This is a genomic window from Saprospira sp. CCB-QB6 (assembly GCF_028464065.1).
In the GTDB taxonomy this organism is placed as follows: domain Bacteria; phylum Bacteroidota; class Bacteroidia; order Chitinophagales; family Saprospiraceae; genus Saprospira.
This window is the reverse complement of the sequence record NZ_CP116808.1, coordinates 1254464-1272145: the sequence shown is the minus strand read 5'-3', so window position 1 is coordinate 1272145 and position 17682 is coordinate 1254464. Positions and strand designations below refer to the sequence as shown.

Annotated in this window: 13 protein-coding genes and 2 tRNA genes; 9 read left to right on the top strand and 6 right to left on the bottom strand. The window is 47.0% G+C overall.

What is annotated here, in order from left to right; genetic code table 11:
• The first annotated feature begins 4 nt into the window (after window positions 1-4).
• Window positions 5-937 (top strand): GYDIA family GHMP kinase, encoded by a 933-nt coding sequence (locus tag PPO43_RS04900; RefSeq protein ID WP_272620689.1) that lies wholly within the window; start codon window positions 5-7, stop codon window positions 935-937.
• 97 nt (window positions 938-1034) lie between these two features.
• On the opposite strand, the gene rplT is transcribed toward PPO43_RS04900, so the two are convergent.
• From rplT to PPO43_RS04885, 3 genes are all read right to left on the bottom strand, one after another.
• The gene (gene rplT / locus PPO43_RS04895; protein WP_002657792.1) at window positions 1035-1382 is read right to left on the bottom strand and encodes a 50S ribosomal protein L20; all 348 of its coding nucleotides are present in this window, start codon (window positions 1380-1382) and stop codon (window positions 1035-1037) included.
• Between the two features lie 109 nt (window positions 1383-1491).
• Entirely contained in the window at window positions 1492-1686 is a 195-nt protein-coding gene (gene rpmI, locus PPO43_RS04890) for a 50S ribosomal protein L35 (protein WP_272620688.1), read from the bottom strand.
• 105 nt (window positions 1687-1791) lie between these two features.
• Window positions 1792-2889 (bottom strand): DNA mismatch repair protein MutS, encoded by a 1098-nt coding sequence (locus tag PPO43_RS04885; RefSeq protein ID WP_272620687.1) that lies wholly within the window; start codon window positions 2887-2889, stop codon window positions 1792-1794.
• A gap of 422 nt (window positions 2890-3311) precedes the next feature.
• Between PPO43_RS04885 and PPO43_RS04880 the strand changes: the two genes are divergently transcribed.
• Together PPO43_RS04880 and PPO43_RS04875 are read left to right on the top strand one after the other, a co-directional pair.
• Entirely contained in the window at window positions 3312-3755 is a 444-nt protein-coding gene (locus PPO43_RS04880) for a GNAT family N-acetyltransferase (protein ID WP_272620686.1), read from the top strand.
• 369 nt (window positions 3756-4124) lie between these two features.
• The gene (locus tag PPO43_RS04875; protein WP_272620685.1) at window positions 4125-5201 is read left to right on the top strand and encodes an alanine racemase; all 1077 of its coding nucleotides are present in this window, start codon (window positions 4125-4127) and stop codon (window positions 5199-5201) included.
• A 542-nt stretch (window positions 5202-5743) separates the two neighbouring features.
• Here the strand turns inward: PPO43_RS04875 and PPO43_RS04870 are convergent.
• Window positions 5744-7930 carry a S8 family serine peptidase gene (locus PPO43_RS04870; protein WP_272620684.1) on the bottom strand — a complete coding sequence of 729 codons (2187 nt, stop codon included), beginning with the start codon at window positions 7928-7930 and terminating at the stop codon, window positions 5744-5746.
• Window positions 7931-8283: 353 nt separating this feature from the next.
• Here PPO43_RS04870 and PPO43_RS04865 point away from each other — a divergent pair, with 353 nt between their 5' ends.
• The 5 genes from PPO43_RS04865 (at window position 8284) to PPO43_RS04845 (ending at window position 16118) form a co-directional block, all read left to right on the top strand.
• Window positions 8284-9651 (top strand): (Fe-S)-binding protein, encoded by a 1368-nt coding sequence (locus PPO43_RS04865; RefSeq protein WP_272620683.1) that lies wholly within the window; start codon window positions 8284-8286, stop codon window positions 9649-9651.
• A 310-nt stretch (window positions 9652-9961) separates the two neighbouring features.
• On the top strand, window positions 9962-10144 hold the full coding sequence (locus tag PPO43_RS04860; protein WP_272620682.1) for a hypothetical protein: 183 nt from the start codon (window positions 9962-9964) through the stop codon (window positions 10142-10144).
• 80 nt (window positions 10145-10224) lie between these two features.
• On the top strand, window positions 10225-13395 hold the full coding sequence (locus PPO43_RS04855) for a hypothetical protein (RefSeq protein ID WP_272620681.1): 3171 nt from the start codon (window positions 10225-10227) through the stop codon (window positions 13393-13395).
• 448 nt (window positions 13396-13843) lie between these two features.
• Window positions 13844-14986, top strand: a complete 1143-nt coding sequence (mqnC, locus tag PPO43_RS04850) for a cyclic dehypoxanthinyl futalosine synthase (protein ID WP_272620680.1) — start codon at window positions 13844-13846, stop codon at window positions 14984-14986.
• Between the two features lie 292 nt (window positions 14987-15278).
• Window positions 15279-16118: a hypothetical protein gene (locus PPO43_RS04845; protein ID WP_272620679.1), complete on the top strand. Its 840-nt coding sequence runs from the start codon at window positions 15279-15281 to the stop codon at window positions 16116-16118.
• 33 nt (window positions 16119-16151) lie between these two features.
• On the opposite strand, the gene PPO43_RS04840 is transcribed toward PPO43_RS04845, so the two are convergent.
• Both PPO43_RS04840 and PPO43_RS04835 read right to left on the bottom strand, forming a co-directional pair.
• Window positions 16152-16225: transfer RNA gene (locus PPO43_RS04840), tRNA-Asn, on the bottom strand.
• A gap of 25 nt (window positions 16226-16250) precedes the next feature.
• Window positions 16251-16324 (bottom strand) — tRNA-Asn (locus PPO43_RS04835).
• 198 nt (window positions 16325-16522) lie between these two features.
• On the opposite strand from PPO43_RS04835, the gene PPO43_RS04830 reads away from it, so the two are divergent.
• The gene (locus PPO43_RS04830) at window positions 16523-17437 is read left to right on the top strand and encodes a PfkB family carbohydrate kinase (RefSeq protein ID WP_272620678.1); all 915 of its coding nucleotides are present in this window, start codon (window positions 16523-16525) and stop codon (window positions 17435-17437) included.
• The last annotated feature ends 245 nt before the right edge of the window (window positions 17438-17682 follow it).

The following is a 17682-nucleotide window of genomic DNA, read 5'->3' as shown; positions in this document are numbered from 1 at the left end:
CTCTATGATTTTTTCACAACATGCCAATGGCAAGCTTTTGCTCACAGCCGAATATTTTGTGACTGAGGGCGCTACCGCTCTGGCATTGCCCACCAAAAAGGGCCAAAGTATAGCGGTAGAAGAAGGCGAAAAGGAAGGCCAATTGCATTGGCGCAGCCTAGAAGAAAATGGCAATTGCTGGCTAGAGATTTGGGTCAGCCTGCCCGATTTGGAACTGATTAAGGTTGAAGGCGAGGCCGAAGAAGCCGAGCGCCTGCTCATCTTGCTCCAAATTGCCCAAGAGAAAAATCCCAATTTCTTAGCGGATGGTCAAGGACTAGAAGTAACCACCCAACTAGAGTTTCCCAGAGATTGGGGCTTGGGTTCATCTTCTACCTTAATCAGTCTATTAGCCGATTGGGCACAGGTGGATGCCCACCAACTTCTAGCCGAAAGCTTTGGCGGCTCAGGCTATGATTTGGCCGCAGCCAAGGCTAAGGGGCCTATTCTTTACCGTTTGTTTAATGGGCAACCACAGGCTTATCCCGCCCCCTTTGCCCCTAATTTTAAACATCAACTTTATTTTCTGCACCTCAATAAAAAGCAGAGCAGCCGCGAAGCTTTGGTCCACTACAAAGTGAAGCCCGCAGAAGAAAGAGAAGCTCCCATTCCCAGAATTAGCCAGATTACCCATAATGTGGCCCAATACTGCAAGGATTTGGAAGATTTTGAAGACCTACTCGAAGAACATCAGGCCCTTTTGCAACCCATTCTGGGCCAAGAAGGACCCAAAGCCCAGTTCTTTGATGATTTCTGGGGAACCGTAAAACCCCTAGGCGCCTGGGGCGGCGATTTCGTTCTCGTCAGCAGCCAACGCAGCGAGGCCGAAACCAAAGCCTATTTTGCCAAAAAAGGCTTTGAGCAATTTATCCGCTATGAGGATATGATTTTGAGCTAAACACTCAAGTTCAAAGCACAAAAAAAGACCTGTACGCCAAGCGTACAGGTCTTTTTTTGTGCTGAATACCGAAGTATTCATCTCAAAGAAATATTGCCTATTTCTTTACCGCATTCACGATAGCTTTGAAAGCAGCAGGCTCGTTCATCGCTAGATCGGCCAACACTTTACGGTTGAGCTCGATACCGCTCTGAGACAAAAGGTGCATAAAGCGAGAGTAGCTGAGGCCCTCTTGGCGAACAGCAGCGTTGATACGCTGGATCCAAAGAGCACGATAGCTGCGCTTTTTCAATTTACGGCCGATGTATGCATACTGCATACCTTTTTCAACCGCATTTTTGGCAACGGTATAAACTTTAGATCTCGCTCCAAAGTAACCGCGGGCCTGCTTCAAAATTTTCTTCTTTCTTCTTCTTGAAGCTACAGAATTTACCGAACGTGGCATAGCTTAATAATTTAAAATAGATAGATAAAATAAGGGCCTGGGGTGCAGGTGAGAAGGGACCCACAACTTGTCCACTAAGGCACCTCTTAGATGTTTCTAGATGCTAGTACTAGATGTTAAGCATCTTCTTAACGCGCTTGGCATCGCTAGGAGCACAAAGACCTGCGTGACGTAGACGAAGCTTACGCTTTTTTGACATTTTTGTCAAAATGTGGCTCTTTCCACTACGACGACGTTTGATCTTGCCGCTACCCGTAACCGAAAAGCGTTTCTTAGCACCTGAATGCGTTTTTACTTTAGGCATGGTAATACGTTTTTTTAAACAGATTTTTGAAAATCGACTGCAAACTTAAGCTTATTTTTCTAATATCAAAAACTTTTCTGCCCCAATTTCCTGATTCTAAATTGCCTAGAATTTTACGAAGGTGTTCCCCCCCTCGCACTGATAGCCCTTGATCATTTTCTTCCGCTCCAATAGATCCAAACGCCGATGTGTCTCTTTCATCAAACGACCTGTACCTACCCCATGAATGACTTCTAACTGCCCCGAAAAGCCAATTTCTAGGGCCTGATTAAGATAGTCTTCTAGGGCCTCTAGCTGAAATTCTAAACACTCAAAGGGCTGTAAGTCTTTATAATCCTCAGGGACCACATTCTCAATATGCAAATCCAAACGAGGCTCAAAATGCGCCAATCGCTGCGCATCTTGCTTGTTGTAATATCTGCGATGAATCTCTTTGTGAATCTGCGTTTTGCGCTGCGCTAAGGTGTACTTTTTTAAACTAGTTTTGGGCTGCGCCTTGCGGGCTTCCAATTCCGCTAAACTAAAGCAAGGATAGCCCTCTAACTCCAAACCCAACAAGGGAATGGCCTGCTGCAACTTGATCCATTTCTTGTACTTGAGCTTAAAATGATGCTCCAATTCAAAAACGGGCAAACGCAAATTAAGCTGAGGCGAATCATTCAAATTGGCATGCGCAAATTCTGCAATCGGAAAGTAATCATGTGGCCCAATATGCTGCTTGAGCGACTGCGCTACGCGCTGCAAAATCTGCAACTCAAACTCAAAATTAAACCCATAAGGCGTATCATTGACTAAGTAAATGCTGTATTGCCCCTGCGCATAAGGATAAAACGCAAGGTAAATTCCTTTGTTTTCTGGCCCCTTGCCCTCAATCTTGGGCGCCTGATAAACCGGAATAGGAGCCTCTTTTTTCGGCAATGGCCGACCCGCTTTCCGCGCCTCTATCTCTTCCTTGGTATAAAATAATTCTTCAGTAGATAATCCCTTGGGCGCTTTTTTCGGCTTCTTTTTGCCAAACTCCCGCTGGATATCAGAAATCTGCGGGCCCGTATAATGGGCCTCTGGCACAACATCATCCCCAAAGGCAATGCTCTCCTCATCCTCCTCCAACAACCACACCCGGTAGCTGCCATCTAAATAATCCTCCAAAATCTCGGCCCGCTGACCCGAATAGATAAATCGTATAATTTCTCCTGCTTTCATCTTTTTATTTTTTGTTGGGGCTGCCCCTGCGGCCTGCGGCCTTGGGTCGGGCTGTTTCGCAGCTCGCTGATCGCTCGGCCCTGCGGCGGCTTTGCCGCCTTGGTCTGGCCTGCGGCCACTGCTGTCCATCCCTCAGCCGCGTCGCTACGCTCCTTTGCGGGCCTTCGGCCCTGCAAAACTCAAGAAAATTTAACCCAAATTATATTTTAAGCTTTCGCTTATCAACTTAATGGTCTGTTTGTCAATTGGTTGTTTCTTGAACAATAATTTAGTTCAACTCCCCTCAAGACAAGGGTTTTCCTGCTCTCGCATTTTACCCAACTGGCTTTGCAGACAGAAAACTGTACCTTTGTTCAAACAAATAGATAACCTATACGGTTATCGCAATTAGATTTTTTAACCTCAAAATACTTATCATCAAAATGGCAACGATCAAATCTTACTCTCCTGAACATCAGCCAACTGAAGCGGAGAAAGAAGAAATGGCCAACTTTTTATTTAAACATCTAGAACAATACGGAGACCCCAAAGAGCAAATTCTAGCCGCTATGGATTATTCCCTCGGCCAGACAGAACAAGCCGCTGGGGGCCAGATTTTTAGCATCTATCATCAAGGGCAATTGGCCGGCACTACTGTGCTTAACCGCACAGGCATGACTGGCTATATCCCCGAAAATATCCTGGTCTATATTGCCGTAGATGCGCAATTTAGAGGAAAAGGCCTAGGAAAACAACTAATGCAGGCAGCAATTGAGCAAACCCCCGGAGATATCGCCCTGCATGTAGAAAAAGATAATCCCGCTAAGCAGCTTTATGAAAAATTAGGATTTACTAATCCTTATCTCGAAATGCGACTGAAAAAATAAACTCCTCTGCCTCCTACAGGCCCGAAGGGCCGCAGGCAATAGCCAGATTTAAACGCACTCACTTTTATAGTTTGCAGCAATTTCCCGCTAGTCGGCCCTATTTTTCTCAGCCATAGCGAAGGCTATGCCCTTAAAAAATAGCTGGCCTAGCAGAAAATTCATAGCAAACTATGGCCAAAGCAGCGCGATTAAATCTGGCTGAGGGATGGACAGCAGTGGCCGTTAGGCCAGACCGAGGCGCTGCAAGCGCCGAAGGGCCGAGCGAATAGCGAGCTGCGAAACAGCCCGACCCAAGGCCGCAGGCCGCAGGGGCAGCCCCAAAACCCTCCTAGATAAATACATACCTATTTTTTCAGTAAACCATTTGTAATGGCATTTATCACCTTAGATAGTCAAAAACTAGCCGAAAACTACCAACGCTTAGACGAGCTTTTTCAAGAAAAAAATATCCAATGGGCCGTGGTTTCCAAAATGCTTTGTGGCCACCGCCTCTACCTAGAGGAACTCATTAAATTGGGCGCCAAACAACTGTGCGACTCCCGCCTGAGCAACCTCAAAATGATCAAATCTATCTCGGAAGAGGTGGAGACGATCTATATTAAGCCGCCCCCCCAAGAAATTATTCCCGAAATTGTCCAATATGCCGATATCTCTTTTAATACGGAGATCGAAAGCATCCGCCTGCTGTCCGAAGAGGCCGCCCGCCAAAATAAATTGCATAAAGTGATTATTATGATCGAAATGGGCGAACTGCGAGAAGGCGTGATGCGAGAGGAGTTTATGGACTTTTATGAGCAGGTCTTCAAATTGCCCAATATTCAAGTGGTGGGCATTGGAACCAATCTCACTTGTATGTATGGCGTTTTGCCCAGCCAAGATAAATTGATCCAACTTTGCCTCTATGAACAACTGGTAGAGGCCAAATTTAACCGAGAAATTCCGCTGGTGTCTGGGGGCTCCTCTGTGACGATTCCCCTCATTTTTCAGAACCTATTGCCCGCGGGAATCAATCACTTTAGAGTAGGAGAGACCCTTTATCTAGGGACCGATGTCTATAATAATCGGACCTATGAACGGATGCACCAAGATGTCTTTAAGCTTTATGCCCAAATCATTGAGCTGAACGAAAAACCCCTGGTGCCCGATGGCAATATGGGCCTTAACCTCAAGGGCGAAGCCGTGACTTTTAAAGAAGAACTTCGACAAAAAACAGCGGTCCGCGCAATTATCGACCTTGGCCTGCTAGATGTAGATGAAGCCCATCTGCAATTGGCCGACCCCAAACACAAAATGCTGGGCGCCTCCTCGGATATGGTCGTAATTGACCTAGGAAGCAATGAAAAGGAATTAGGCGTTGGCGATCTGATCGAGTTTAAACTCGATTATATGGCGATCCTCCGCATCATGAATTCTAAATATATCGAAAAACGCTTGGCCCCCGCCTAAATTCTTGGGCCAATGCCTCGGCCGCAGTTCCTAAAAAGGAACTGCGGCCTTTTTTATGCGGCTAAACAAAGGTTTTGGGCCAATCTGCGGATTACAATTGGTGTTGGGAAAATCCCCCGCCTGTTTTGCAGATTACAATTAACCTGGGCGTGACGCCCAGCTTAATTTGCAGATTACAATTAACGTGGGCGTGGCGCCCAGCCTAATTTGCAAATTACAATTAACGTGGGCGTGGCGCCCAGCCTAATTTGCAGATTACAATTAACGTGGGCGTGGCGCCCAGCCTAATTTGCAGATTACAATTAACGTGGGCGTGGCGCCCAGCTTAATTTGCAGATTACAATTAACGTGGGCGTGACGCCCAGCTTAATTTGCAAATTACAATTAGCTTGGGGAGTATGTCTAAGACCCTATCTTTTTTTTCTGGACTGACCCTACTACAAATTAGCTAGACTCGCTTAGCAGCGAAATTTAGAAGTCTATTGATTTTAGGGCCTAAAAAAAGGGGGGAAACCTAAGTTTTGCCCCTTTTTGAGCGTTGTTTACTGCTTAATGAGCTTTCCGCTTTGTCCATTTTCCCATTTCCAGAAGTAACTGCCCTTGGGCCAATTTTCGGTACCAATTGTTTTTGGGCCAGCAGGCAAAATATAGCGAGCCACTTCTTGGCCCAAAACATTATAAAAGCAAAGCTGGCCCGCCTGAGGTAATTCTATTTGCAGTTGGGCGCTAAAGGGATTGGGCCAGAGCTTTGGCCCTTGCTCGCTCAGGTAATCTGTGGAACTAGGGTAGTAGCAAGAGCCATCTTCTACCCAAGCGTTGGGGACAAAGTTGAGGGCGTTGCTGTCTAGGCAGCCCGGCTTTAGGCAGTTTTGCAAAAGCGTCTGCACATCTAGTTTACCTGCTCCCCAGTCTATATTGGGCGGCGCGCCAGCGCTATAGACCCAAGCATCTTTGCGGGCCGATTGTAGTAAGGCGGCTTTGAGCTCGGCCCAATCGGCCTGGGGTTGGCATTGAAAATAGAGGGCAGCGGCCCCCGTGACCATAGGGGCGGCCATAGAGGTCCCTTTAGCGGAAACATGCCAACCGCCTTGGTCCAGATATATATAATTACTGTTTCGAGCGGCTTGCAGGGCGGCCAGACTGCCTGCCGAAAGGACCTGCCCCCCAGGGGCCGTTAAATCGGGCTTTTGTAGGCCCGTTCGACTAGGGCCGAGGCTAGAAAAATCTGCAATCCCAAAGATCGGAAAGCCCGCATAGGCCAAAGAGACGGTATCGCCAGCATAATTATGTAGTTGATCGCGGTTTTGATAGGCCGCCACCGTGATGACCTTGGGCGAGCAGGTCCAATAAGCCGCTAGGGTTTGTTGGTTATCGGGCGCAACATAATGAGAGCTATTGGCCTGTTGAAGAATATCAGAGAGTCCCATATTGCGTTCATGGCTCCAAATATCAAGCTTGCCGCTCCCGCTCCAATGCAAAAAAAGCTGTTGATTTTGCAAATTGTTTCCCCGCAGTTGAAAATACCACTCTAGGCAGCCTTGCCATTCGGCCAAATATTGCTCTAAAATCAGGGGGCCTTGTGGACCTATATATATAGTATCTATTCTTTGGGCGGGTAGGGGGCTATGCGGCGGCAAATCGGCAGGGGAAAAAGGGCGACTAAGGACCAATGTTTGTCCCTGACTTCCCTTTAGCTCAAATTGCCAATGCAATTGGGCCCAGTCACTAGTATCAATAAAGGCCGAGCTGCGAAATGCTTGGCCATTGAGGGGCAAAAAGGCCAGACTAGCGCTATCTTCTCGCTTCTTTTGCCAGTGCATTTTAGCCTGACGGGCATTGCCACCTGCTTGAATCAATGCACGGCCGTTTTCCTCCTCTAGCATAGCTTCAATCATAGCCGTATACAAGTCTTGACCATCATGCGAGCCATAATAGGCCCCTACACTAGAGTTAATGGCGCAGGGTTTTCCCAATCGCTTAGCTTCTTGAAAAATATGGTGGACGGCATCCACAAAGCGGGGCAAAAACTGTCCATCTTCGCTCAGGGCCACGGCCAAAAGCTCGGCTTTGGGGGCAATGCCGCTATATTTTTGGGCAGCTAGGCCATTTCCAGCGGCAGTGCCCAGCACATGCGAGCCATGTTCGCCTGGGGGATGAGTAATCAGGCCCGAATCAATATGGGCCTTGCTCCAATAGCTGCCATAGCCATATTGGCCCAGAAAAAAGTTGGGCGAAAAATAATCTTGGTCCCAAATGCTCAGGAAGCGGCTGCTGCTATCATCGGGCTGCCAGAAGTCGGGATGCTGCCATTCGTAGCCGTCATCAATAATGCCGACAAGCACCTCCTCGCCCTCAAAAGATTGGGGCAACCCCCAGCCTTCATGAGCGGCAAGGGCGTTATTATTGGCCAGCATCAGGCTATCTTGCTCAAAAAAATAGAGAGGGGAAAGGCGCTGGGCTTGCAGGCCTTTAATTTTGGGGTTTTCCCACCAAAGGGGCAGCTTTTGCAGGGGGATAGAGAGGGCGGCCAGATCATTAAGGCCATATTTATATTGACTATCGGTTTGTTTGGCCAGTTCTTTTATCGTCTGCGGATCGCCTTGGACCATCAGCTCTAGTTTTTCGCTGCCGCCCATTTGCCAAAGGCGAAAAAGGTCAACATTCAGCTTGCTATTTTGAGCGCTGAGGCAGCTAGGCAGCAGGAAAATAAGGAAGTAAAGCGCTTTCATAGTTAGATGGTTTTGGGGCCCGCGGCCGGCTCGGCTTCGCCTCGCTTGGCCGCCGCTATGCTTCGGGGCTCGCAAGTCGCTCGGCCCTGCGGCGCTTGCAGCGCCTCGGTCTGGCGCTACGCGCCCCCCCTGCGCAGCGCTGGGCCGAGGGGATTGGGAAGCCTTAGGCTGCAAAAAAGGCTTTTGGGCCAATAGATTTGGGCAGAAATAAGAGAATCGGGAGAAAGTTCTGAGAGGTGGATTATAAATTTAGCATAAAAAATTTAATTTTGTCCTTGGTCCAAACTGCTTGGGGACGACTTTTGGGCTAAATAGTTACTGACACCATTAATCAATTCAAATACAATTTAATTATGATAGGACCTATCCTTTTTGCGCTAGTATTGCTAGGGACGGCGGCCTTTTCCTACAAAAAGTACAGCTTTGTTATTCGTAACATACAGCTGGGAAAAGTAGATGAGGAAGCGCAGCCTAGTCCAGAGCGTTGGCGCAATACCATCATGGTGGCTTTGGGCCAGCAAAAAATGTTCAAGCGGCCCTTGGCGGCTTTTCTACACCTTTGTGTGTATGCTGCCTTTCTAGTTACGCAAATCGAGTTGATTGAGATCGTAATTGATGGTTTAACGGGCCAGCATCGTTTGTTTTGGGCTTGGTGGGAAGGCAGCGACTTCCTCCGTGGCTTTTATACCTTTTTGGTCAGTTTCATAGAGGTTTTGTCGGTCATGGCTTTAGTGGCTACTTTTGCCTTTTTGTCTAGACGCAATTTGCTCAAGCTGCCTCGTTTTGTCAAATCGGAGATGAACGGTTGGCCCAAGCTAGATGCAAACCTCATCCTCTTTGCGGAGATCATTTTGGTTTGTTGCATCTTTTTGATGAACAGTACAGACATGGCGATTCATCGCAATGAGTATGGCTTTTTGGTCAGTGGGTTGATTTCTCCCATTTGGGAGGGCATCAGCAATGAGAGCTTGCACATTTTGGAGCGCATTGGCTGGTGGGGGCACATTTTGATGGTCTTTGTCTTTTTGGGTTATTTGCCTTATTCTAAGCATTTGCACATCATCTTTGCTTTTCCGAATACCTTTTGGGCCAGATTGAACAAAAAGGGCGAAATGGCCAACATGAAAGAGGTCCAAGAAGAAGTAGCTTCTATGATGGATCCCAACGCTGCCTTTGATGCGCCTGTATCGGAGGAGATTCCCAAGTTTGGGGTAAGCGATGTCTTTGATCTCAAGCGTCAGCAGATCATGAGTGCTTATACTTGTACGGAATGTGGTCGTTGTACTTCTATGTGTCCCGCTAACTTGACGGGCAAGAAATTATCGCCTCGTAAAATCATGATGGACGTTCGGGATCGTGCTGATGAAGTTGGGCAGAATTTGGACCTCAACAAGACCGAGTTCATCAATGAGGAGCAGAAGGCAGAAACCTCTAAGTTAACGGCGGCCAATTATGATGATGGCAAAACGCTATTTGACTACATCAGTGCGGAAGAATTGCGGGCTTGTACCTCTTGTAATGCTTGTGTAGAGGCTTGTCCTGTATTGATCAATCCATTAGATATTATTATAGAGTTGCGTCGCAACTTAATTTTGGAGCAATCTGATTCTCCAGAAGAGTGGAACGGGATGTTCAACACCATTGAAAACAATGGTGCGCCTTGGGCTTTTTCTCCTGATGATCGGGACAAATGGGCCATGGAAATAAACAATGCAGAATAGGCGAGGCCTTAATTTGCGCAAAAGCTCCAGTTAATTCAACTGGAGCTTTTTTTTGTTTTGGGGGCTGGCGCAGCCAGCTTTTCTTGGCTGAGGGATGGGCAGGGGGGGCGCGTAGGCCAGACCGAGGCGCTGCAAGCGCCGAAGGGCCGAGCGAGTAGCGAGCTGCGACACAGCCCGACCCGCCCGAAGGGTGGGGCAGCCCCAAAATAAAAAGAATCCGTACTTCTATAATTCTATAATCAAATTTGTATAAATTGGCACAAAGCGCTTTTTTTCTTAAATTCGCTAGGCTTTTACAAAAACAAGATCGATGGGCAAGACAAAAGAAGAAAAACCTTTGCTTTTGCAGTTGGATATGCAAGAAATCAATAAGATTTTGCAGGCATTGGGGCAGCGTCCCTTTAATGAAGTTTATGAGTTGATCGGAAAGATTCATGAGCAGGCGAATGCCCAGATGCATGCAGAAGAGCCCCCCAAGCAATTGGACAAATAAGGACAAGCACACACTACCGCAAGATATTTTAGAACGGAACAGAACCCCAAGGGCAAGGCCCTATCAGATTTATAAGACCTATGGCGCAGAAACCAATTCAGATTTTCCGCGAAACCCCGCCGCACAAGAGTATGGACTTCTTCTTTTTGAAGGAAGAGGGATTGCAGATGGTGCAAGAACTATCGGGTAAAGTTTGGACCGATTACAACACCCATGACCCTGGGGTGACCATTTTGGAGCAACTTTGTTATGCATTGGCCGATTTGGGCTTTCGCACGGATTTTAGCATTCAGGATTTATTGAATGCGAGAGGGAAGGGCCGTCGTAAGGCTTTGAACAACACCTTTTACGATGCTTCGGAGATATTGCCGACCAATCCGGTAACGATAGAGGATTATCGCCGCTTGATTATTGATCGGGTGAATGGGGTGAAAAATGCCTGGGTAGAGCCTGTACGGGATCATTTGCAAGGGATTAAGGGCTTGTATCGGATTTTGTTGCAGGTGAGCGACAGTGCTCGTCATCCGCAGCGGATGAAAGAGATCAAGAGAGAAGTATATGCTTTGTTTGCGGCGCATCGCAATCTTTGTGAGGATTTGGAGGCCATAGAGATCTTGGATGTAGACAAGATTATCATCTATACTGATTTGGACATTAGTTCGGATGTGGTGGCGGAGGAAGTGTTGGCCGAAATTCTCTTTAAGTTAGAGGAGCATCTCACGCCCTCCATTCAGTATCATACGATTGATGAGCTTTTGGAAGAGGGCTATGCGATCGAAGATATTTTTGATGGTCCTGTGCCGGTGCATGGTATCATTAAAAAAGAGGACCTCAAAGCCATGAAGCGGGAGGTTTATATTTCGAAGATTATTGAAATCATCTCGGATATTGAGGGCGTTCGTCGCATCAATTATTTTCGGGTAGAGAAAGATGGTTTTCCTGTGGAGGGAGATGTCATTCGGATTGCCGAAAAGACTTATCCCGTTTTGGATATGGACACGATTGATGCACGTTGGAAAACTGATGCTTATCCGATTCGTTTTCAGCGAGGGAGCTTGAATTATGATTTGGATTTGAATACGGCCAGTCAGTTGTTGTATTCGCTTTATGCTCGTTATAAGAAGGGCTATCAGATGAAGATGCTCTATAATGAGAAGGATTATCCCTCGGTATTGAAAGAGGAGGACATCAAGCGTTACTATTCGGTACAGAATACTTTTCCGGCGACTTATGGTTTGAGTCCTTTTGGCTTGCCCAATAGTGTGCGTCCTACTCGGGAGCGTTTGGGCATGATTAAGCAGCTCAGAGGGTATTTGTCCTTTTTTGAGCAGTTGATGGCGAATTACTTGGCCCAATTGGGCAATGTGAAGAAGTTTTTCTCTTTGGATAGCGATTTGGATCGCAGTTATTTCTCGCAATTGCCAGAGAATATGCCTGAGATGCAATACATCTTGAAGGGGAAAGACAATGAGGCGAGGTTAAAGAAGCTAGAGGAAACGGTAGAGGAATTTGATCCTTTTGTGGAGCGTCGCAACCGTTTGCTGGACCATTTATTGGCTCGTTTTGGGGAGCGTTTCACTACGGACTTTCTATTGAAGGTGAGTCAGTATGTGGGTTATGATATGTCGGAAGGGGAGGCCAAGAGTCCAGAGCATGAGTTGGTCAATGCCAAGTTGGAGTTTTTGCGTAACTATGTAGACATTAGTCGCAACCGTAGTCGTGGCTTTAATTACATGGCCTTGTACAATGTCATTTATGAGCAAGAGTTAGAGTGGGCAGAGCTTTTTGAGCCGCTCATTAAGCAATATAAAGAAGAGGCGGAAAGAGATTTGATTCGCAAGCAGTATCAACAGCTACGGGAGAACTATCCGCTTCGTCAGCATCAGAAAGATGCTTTTTCTATGGCGATTAACTATCGCAAACCAGAGGATGTAGCCAAAGAGCAGACGAAAAAAATGCTCAAAGATCTCGATTTGCCCGAAACCTTGACAGCGGCTATTTCAGAGACCAATTTGAAATATACCCAGAAGATGTTGGAATTGCTAGAGACGGAAGTAGCTGGCTTAGAGCGTCGGGTTTGTTTGTTGCTCAACCTCAATCAGGGGGGGAATGAGTCATTGGTTCGCATTTTTGAGGAGGATGAAAACATTCCTTTGGAAGATGGCATCGATAGCTTCCATGATTTGATACAGATTGAATCACCTATGTTGCCTGAAGGCTATGTGGACTTAGATGTAGAGCTAGAGCGTTTGGAAAAAATTGAAAAAGGAGAAGATCCTGGTCCCGCTCCTGAGCGATTGCCCGAAACCCTAGACTACCGCTCTAAATTTATCTTTAGAGCGCAGGACATGGATGAGCTCATGCAAGATCTTTTGGCCAATGGTATTTTTAGCTATAATTATTTGGCCCTATTGGAAGATCGCGATGGGGAGGAAATGTATAGTGTATACTATAAGGGAAATCCCGATTTAGGTTGTGTAAAGATTAGAGAATATAGTAGCATTTTGGCGGCTCAGGTCGAGTTGGAAAAGCTGATTAAATTCTTTGCTCGCATCAACCACCAAACGGAGGGGATGCATGTGGTCGAGCATATTTTGCTTCGTCCACAGGCCCAAGATCGTCACGCTTTCCGCTTGGTTAATGATCAGGATCGCCCCTTGCTCGAAAGCTATGAATTTGGAGCTTTTGATGAGCAGCGCAACTTGAGTAATCAACTAGATTTGTTGGCCAGCAAAAAAGAGAACTTCATTGTAGAAACCTTGGAAGATGGCGAAAGTTATCAGGTGGTATTGAAGGAGTATGATCATAAAATTGCTCGCTGTCCAGAGATTTTCTATACCCTAGAAGGTGCCAAAGAACAGATTGATGATATTGTAGCCTATGTGTATAGCTTTAAGTCTGGAGCTATTCCTTTGCAAAGTAACATTCAGTTCTTTTTGGAAGAACGTCCCAATTTGGATGTTCGCCACGACTTCTATTCATTAGATATGAGTATCATTTTGCCCTCTTGGCCCTCTCGTTTCCAAAATGAGGACTTTCAAGACCTTATGCATGCTGTATTTAGTGTGAATGCGCCTGCGCATATTAACATCAACTTCTATTATCTGGATATTAACGAGATGAGAGAGTTTGAGCAGAAGTATTTTGCTTGGTTAGAAGAGCGCAATGCCGTAGAGGCCGTACAACCTGAGTTGGACAATATGGCCATGGAGGTGGTGGCTTATCTACAAAAGCTAGAAGCACAAAATTAAATTATAAGAGAAATACCTAATTTCTAGTTTTGCCTAAATGGCCTAGAAAACTGATTATTGCTTATCGTAGATTTGCAATAGAGCAAAAGGAAATACTTGCTCTAACTTCAATTAAGTTTGGGGTAAATCATGGGGATTACAGAGCAGTTACTTTGGGGAAAGTAGCTGCTCATTTTTTTGTCCCTACCCCTTTGCTCCAAGCTATAGAAAGGCGCGCAGCGCCTTGGCTGAGGGATGGGCAGCAGTGGCCGAAGGCCAGACCGAGCCGCCATAGGCGGCGAAGGGCCGAGCGAACAGCGAGCTGCGAGACAGCCCGACCCAAGGCCAACGGCCGCAGGGGCAGCCCCAAAATATTCCTACTTTCAATAACAGATGAAAAAAGTTGTATCTTTGCGGCAACCATAGGCCCAAAGGGCTGTTAAAAGAGAGAATCTGGAAACAAAAAGCTATGAATGTAAGCGATTTATTGCATAGAGCCCTGCAACTAGAAGAGCTCAGTATTGAGGAGGGTGTTTTTTTGCTGGAAGAGGCAAGCACCGCCGAGTTGATGTATGTGGGCAACCGCCTGCGGCAGCATCATGTCCCTAATGATGTGGTGACCTGGATTATCGACCGCAACTCGAATACCACCAATGTCTGTATTGCCAACTGTAAGTTTTGTAATTTCTTCCGCCGCCCTGGCCATGAGGAGTCATATATTACTTCTATAGATACTTATAAGCGCAAAATTGATGAGTTGATGGAGTATGGCGGCCAGCAGTTGCTTTTGCAAGGTGGACACCATCCCGATTTGGGCATTGATTACTATTGCGACTTGTTTAAGGAGCTTAAATCGCTTTATCCGAACCTCAAATTGCATGCTTTGGGCCCGCCCGAAATCGCGCATATCGCCAAAATTGATCAGCTTTCGCATACCGAGGTGCTCAGCCGCCTCAAAGAAGCGGGCCTAGATTCTTTGCCTGGGGCTGGAGCCGAAATTCTCAATGATCGGGTGCGTCGCCGTATTTCTCGAGGAAAATGCGGGGGCCAAGAGTGGCTAGATGTGATGCGGGCTGCTCATCAACTGCATCTGACGACCAGCGGAACCATGATGTTTGGCCATATCGAGACCAATTATGAGCGCATGGAGCATTTGGTTTGGTTGAGAGAGGTGCAAAACGAAAAACCCAAGGACGCCAAGGGCTTTTTGGCCTTTATTCCCTGGCCGTTTATGGATGAAGACACGATTTTGTCTCGCCTGAAAATCAAACGCCGAGATGTGAGCGGCGATGAATATATCCGCATGATTGCCCTCAGCCGCATTATGTTGCCCAATGTGACCAATATTCAGGCTTCTTGGCTGACCGTAGGGAAACAGGTGGCCCAAGCTTGTCTACATGCTGGCGCCAACGATTTTGGAAGCATTATGATTGAGGAAAATGTGGTTTCTGCCGCTGGTGCTGCCTTCCGATTTACGGCCCAAGGGATTCAAGACGCCATCCGCGAGGCAGGTTTCCGCCCGCAATTGCGCAATCAGGAATATGAGTATTTAGAACTACCCGAAAATATTCGTCAACAAGAACTGGATAAAAATACCATGATTGTCGATTAAGAGATAAAGGCATTTGGCTTAGGCTAGATGCCTTTTTATTTGGGCCTCCGTCTCGCTTTGCTCGTCGGCGGTTACTCCCTTTGGTCGTCGAACTGCGGTCTAAAGGCCTTGTTGTCGTTTCGCAGCTCGCTGCTGTTTTGGGGCCTCCCGCCTTCGGCGGGCGCTACGTTTCGCAGCTCGCTATTCGCTCGGCCCTTCAGCCCTGCGGGCTTCGGTCTGGCCTGCGGCCACTGCTGCCCATCCCTCAGCCTGCGGCGGCTTCGCCGCCTGTCCACCGCAAAAATTGCTGTCTATGAAAAGTTGTATTGGCATTTTGCTTCTTTGCCTAAGTTTATCGGCTTGCCGCTTGAGCTCTTTGGGCCGCCTGCCTATTTCGGAAAGTTCTGGTCTTTGGATTGACAGCAGTGGCAGTTTTTATACCCATAATGATGGTGGAAATCCCGCTTTACTTTATGTATTGGACCAAAAAGGGCATTTGCAGCGCAGTATAAACATTTTAGCACCTAATGTAGATTGGGAGGCGCTTTCTACTGATAGCGCATTTATCTATTTGGCCGATATGGGCAATAATTTAAATCAGCGCAAAGATCTTTGCATCTATTTTTTCCCCAAATCGGCTTTGGACCAAAAAGAAATTCAGCCTCAAAAAATTAGCTTTTATTATCCAGAGCAAATTGCTTTTCCCGCCGCCCCTTGGCAGCGCCACTTTGATGCCGAGGCCCTTTTTGCCCAAGGCGATAGCTTGTATATAGTGACCAAAAACCGCCATCGCCCGCATGATGGCTGGCATTATCTCTATGCCTTGGGCAAAGAGGCGGGGCCGCAAGCGGCCCGCCTCTGCGATAGTGTACAGCTAAAAAGAGGCGGTTTATGGCAATCGGTTACGGCCGCAGCTTATCGAGAAGAAGAGCAAAGTCTTTATTTATTAAGTATGCGGCATTTGTACCGCTTTTCTTTTGAGCGGGGCCGTTTTGGTCCATTAGAGCAGCGCATAGCTCTGCCTTTGCGGCAGCAAGAGGCCCTTTGTTTTGGGCCAGATGCGGAATTATATTTAACTACAGAGCGCTCAATTTTATCGGGGGCCAAGTTGTGGCGCTTGCGGCCTAAGGCCTTAAAGCGCTTGCAGGAATAAAAAAGCCCAACTTCAAATGAAGTCAGGCTTTTGCGCTCCCACCTGGGCTCGAACCAGGGACCCTCTGATTAACAGTCAGATGCTCTAACCAACTGAGCTATGGAAGCAAAATATATTGTTGTGTATGAGTAGCGCTCCCACCTGGGCTCGAACCAGGGACCCTCTGATTAACAGTCAGATGCTCTAACCAACTGAGCTATGGAAGCGTATATTTGCATTTAGAGGGCTGTTCCCTCTTTGCGTATGCAAATATAGGAGCCCTTTTTGGTTTTGCCAAACTTTTTGCAAAAAAAGACATAAAAAAAATGGAGTTTCTTTGGACTAGGGCAAAAAAAGGAGGCTAGGCTGCCGTTTTTTCGGCCTTTTTCTGTTTTTTTGTGCCCAGAAAAAAAATCAATTTTACTATGAGCTTATTGACATTGGGCACTGTTGCCTTTGATACCATTGAAACTCCTTTTGGCAAGGCAGACCGCATCATTGGTGGTGCTGGTACTTATATTGCTTGGGCAGCTTCTCATTTTCACAAAGATTTACAATTGCTATCTGTAATTGGTGAGGATTTTCCTGCTGAGGAGTTGGCGGCTTTGGAAGCCAGAGGCGTTAATTTGGATGGATTGGAGAAACGCGAAGGCGAAAAGTCTTTCTTTTGGGCAGGGCGTTATCACATGAATATGAATGCTCGGGATACCTTGGCCACAGAGCTCAATGTATTGGAGAATTATAGCCCTCAATTGCCCGAAAGCTATAAAAGCCCAGAATATCTTTTGTTGGGTAACTTTGCCCCAGCTGTACAAATGCAGGTCTTGAACCAGCTAGAAAAGCGCCCTAAATTGGTCGCTATGGATACGATGAACTTCTGGATGGATATTGCCATGGAGGAGCTCAAAGAGGCTCTAAAGCAGGTAGATATTTTAATTATCAATGATGAGGAAGCTCGTCAGTTGTCTGGGGAGTACTCTTTGGTAAAAGCTGCTCGTGTAATCCGTGAAATGGGGCCCAAATATTTGGTAATTAAGAAAGGAGAGCATGGCGCCTTATTGTTCCATGGCGAATCTACTTTCTTTGTTCCTGCTTTGCCTTTGGAAGAAGTATTTGATCCTACTGGAGCTGGTGATAGCTTTGCTGGTGGATTCATGGGCTATTTGGCTCAGGAAGATGACCACTCTTTGGAAAGCATGAAGCGTGCTTTGGTTTATGGTTCTGTAGTCGCTTCTTTCTGTGTTGAAGCTTTTGGTCCTAACCGCCTCAAAGAAATTGATGAGGCTGCTTTGAATGCTCGTAAGAAAGCTTTCCAAAACTTGATGGAAGTGAAGCTCTAGACTTTGCTCTATTACGCAAGAGCCCCCAGCCAGCGCAGCTAGCTGGGGGCTCTCTTTTTTGGCCACAACAAGGACTTTAGTCCGCAGTTCGATGACCGAAGGGAATAACCGATGTGGAGGGGGGCGGCTTAGCCGCAGACCCAGCGGGCGAAGCCCGCGCAGGGCCGAGCGACCCGACCAACGGGAGCCGACGCAGCGAAGCAAGTAATAGCGAGCTGCGAAACGACAACAAGCCCTTTAGGGCG

Coding starts and splice junctions, on each gene's coding strand:
- rpmI (WP_272620688.1), bottom strand. CDS start 1,686: ATGCCTAAAGTAAAAACGCATTCAGGTGCTAAGAAACGCTTTTCGGTT.
- PPO43_RS04900 (WP_272620689.1), top strand. CDS start 5: ATGATTTTTTCACAACATGCCAATGGCAAGCTTTTGCTCACAGCCGAA.
- PPO43_RS04860 (WP_272620682.1), top strand. CDS start 9,962: ATGGGCAAGACAAAAGAAGAAAAACCTTTGCTTTTGCAGTTGGATATG.
- PPO43_RS04845 (WP_272620679.1), top strand. CDS start 15,279: ATGAAAAGTTGTATTGGCATTTTGCTTCTTTGCCTAAGTTTATCGGCT.
- PPO43_RS04870 (WP_272620684.1), bottom strand. CDS start 7,930: ATGAAAGCGCTTTACTTCCTTATTTTCCTGCTGCCTAGCTGCCTCAGC.
- PPO43_RS04865 (WP_272620683.1), top strand. CDS start 8,284: ATGATAGGACCTATCCTTTTTGCGCTAGTATTGCTAGGGACGGCGGCC.
- rplT (WP_002657792.1), bottom strand. CDS start 1,382: ATGCCACGTTCGGTAAATTCTGTAGCTTCAAGAAGAAGAAAGAAGAAA.
- PPO43_RS04880 (WP_272620686.1), top strand. CDS start 3,312: ATGGCAACGATCAAATCTTACTCTCCTGAACATCAGCCAACTGAAGCG.
- PPO43_RS04885 (WP_272620687.1), bottom strand. CDS start 2,889: ATGAAAGCAGGAGAAATTATACGATTTATCTATTCGGGTCAGCGGGCC.
- PPO43_RS04855 (WP_272620681.1), top strand. CDS start 10,225: ATGGCGCAGAAACCAATTCAGATTTTCCGCGAAACCCCGCCGCACAAG.
- mqnC (WP_272620680.1), top strand. CDS start 13,844: ATGAATGTAAGCGATTTATTGCATAGAGCCCTGCAACTAGAAGAGCTC.
- PPO43_RS04875 (WP_272620685.1), top strand. CDS start 4,125: ATGGCATTTATCACCTTAGATAGTCAAAAACTAGCCGAAAACTACCAA.
- PPO43_RS04830 (WP_272620678.1), top strand. CDS start 16,523: ATGAGCTTATTGACATTGGGCACTGTTGCCTTTGATACCATTGAAACT.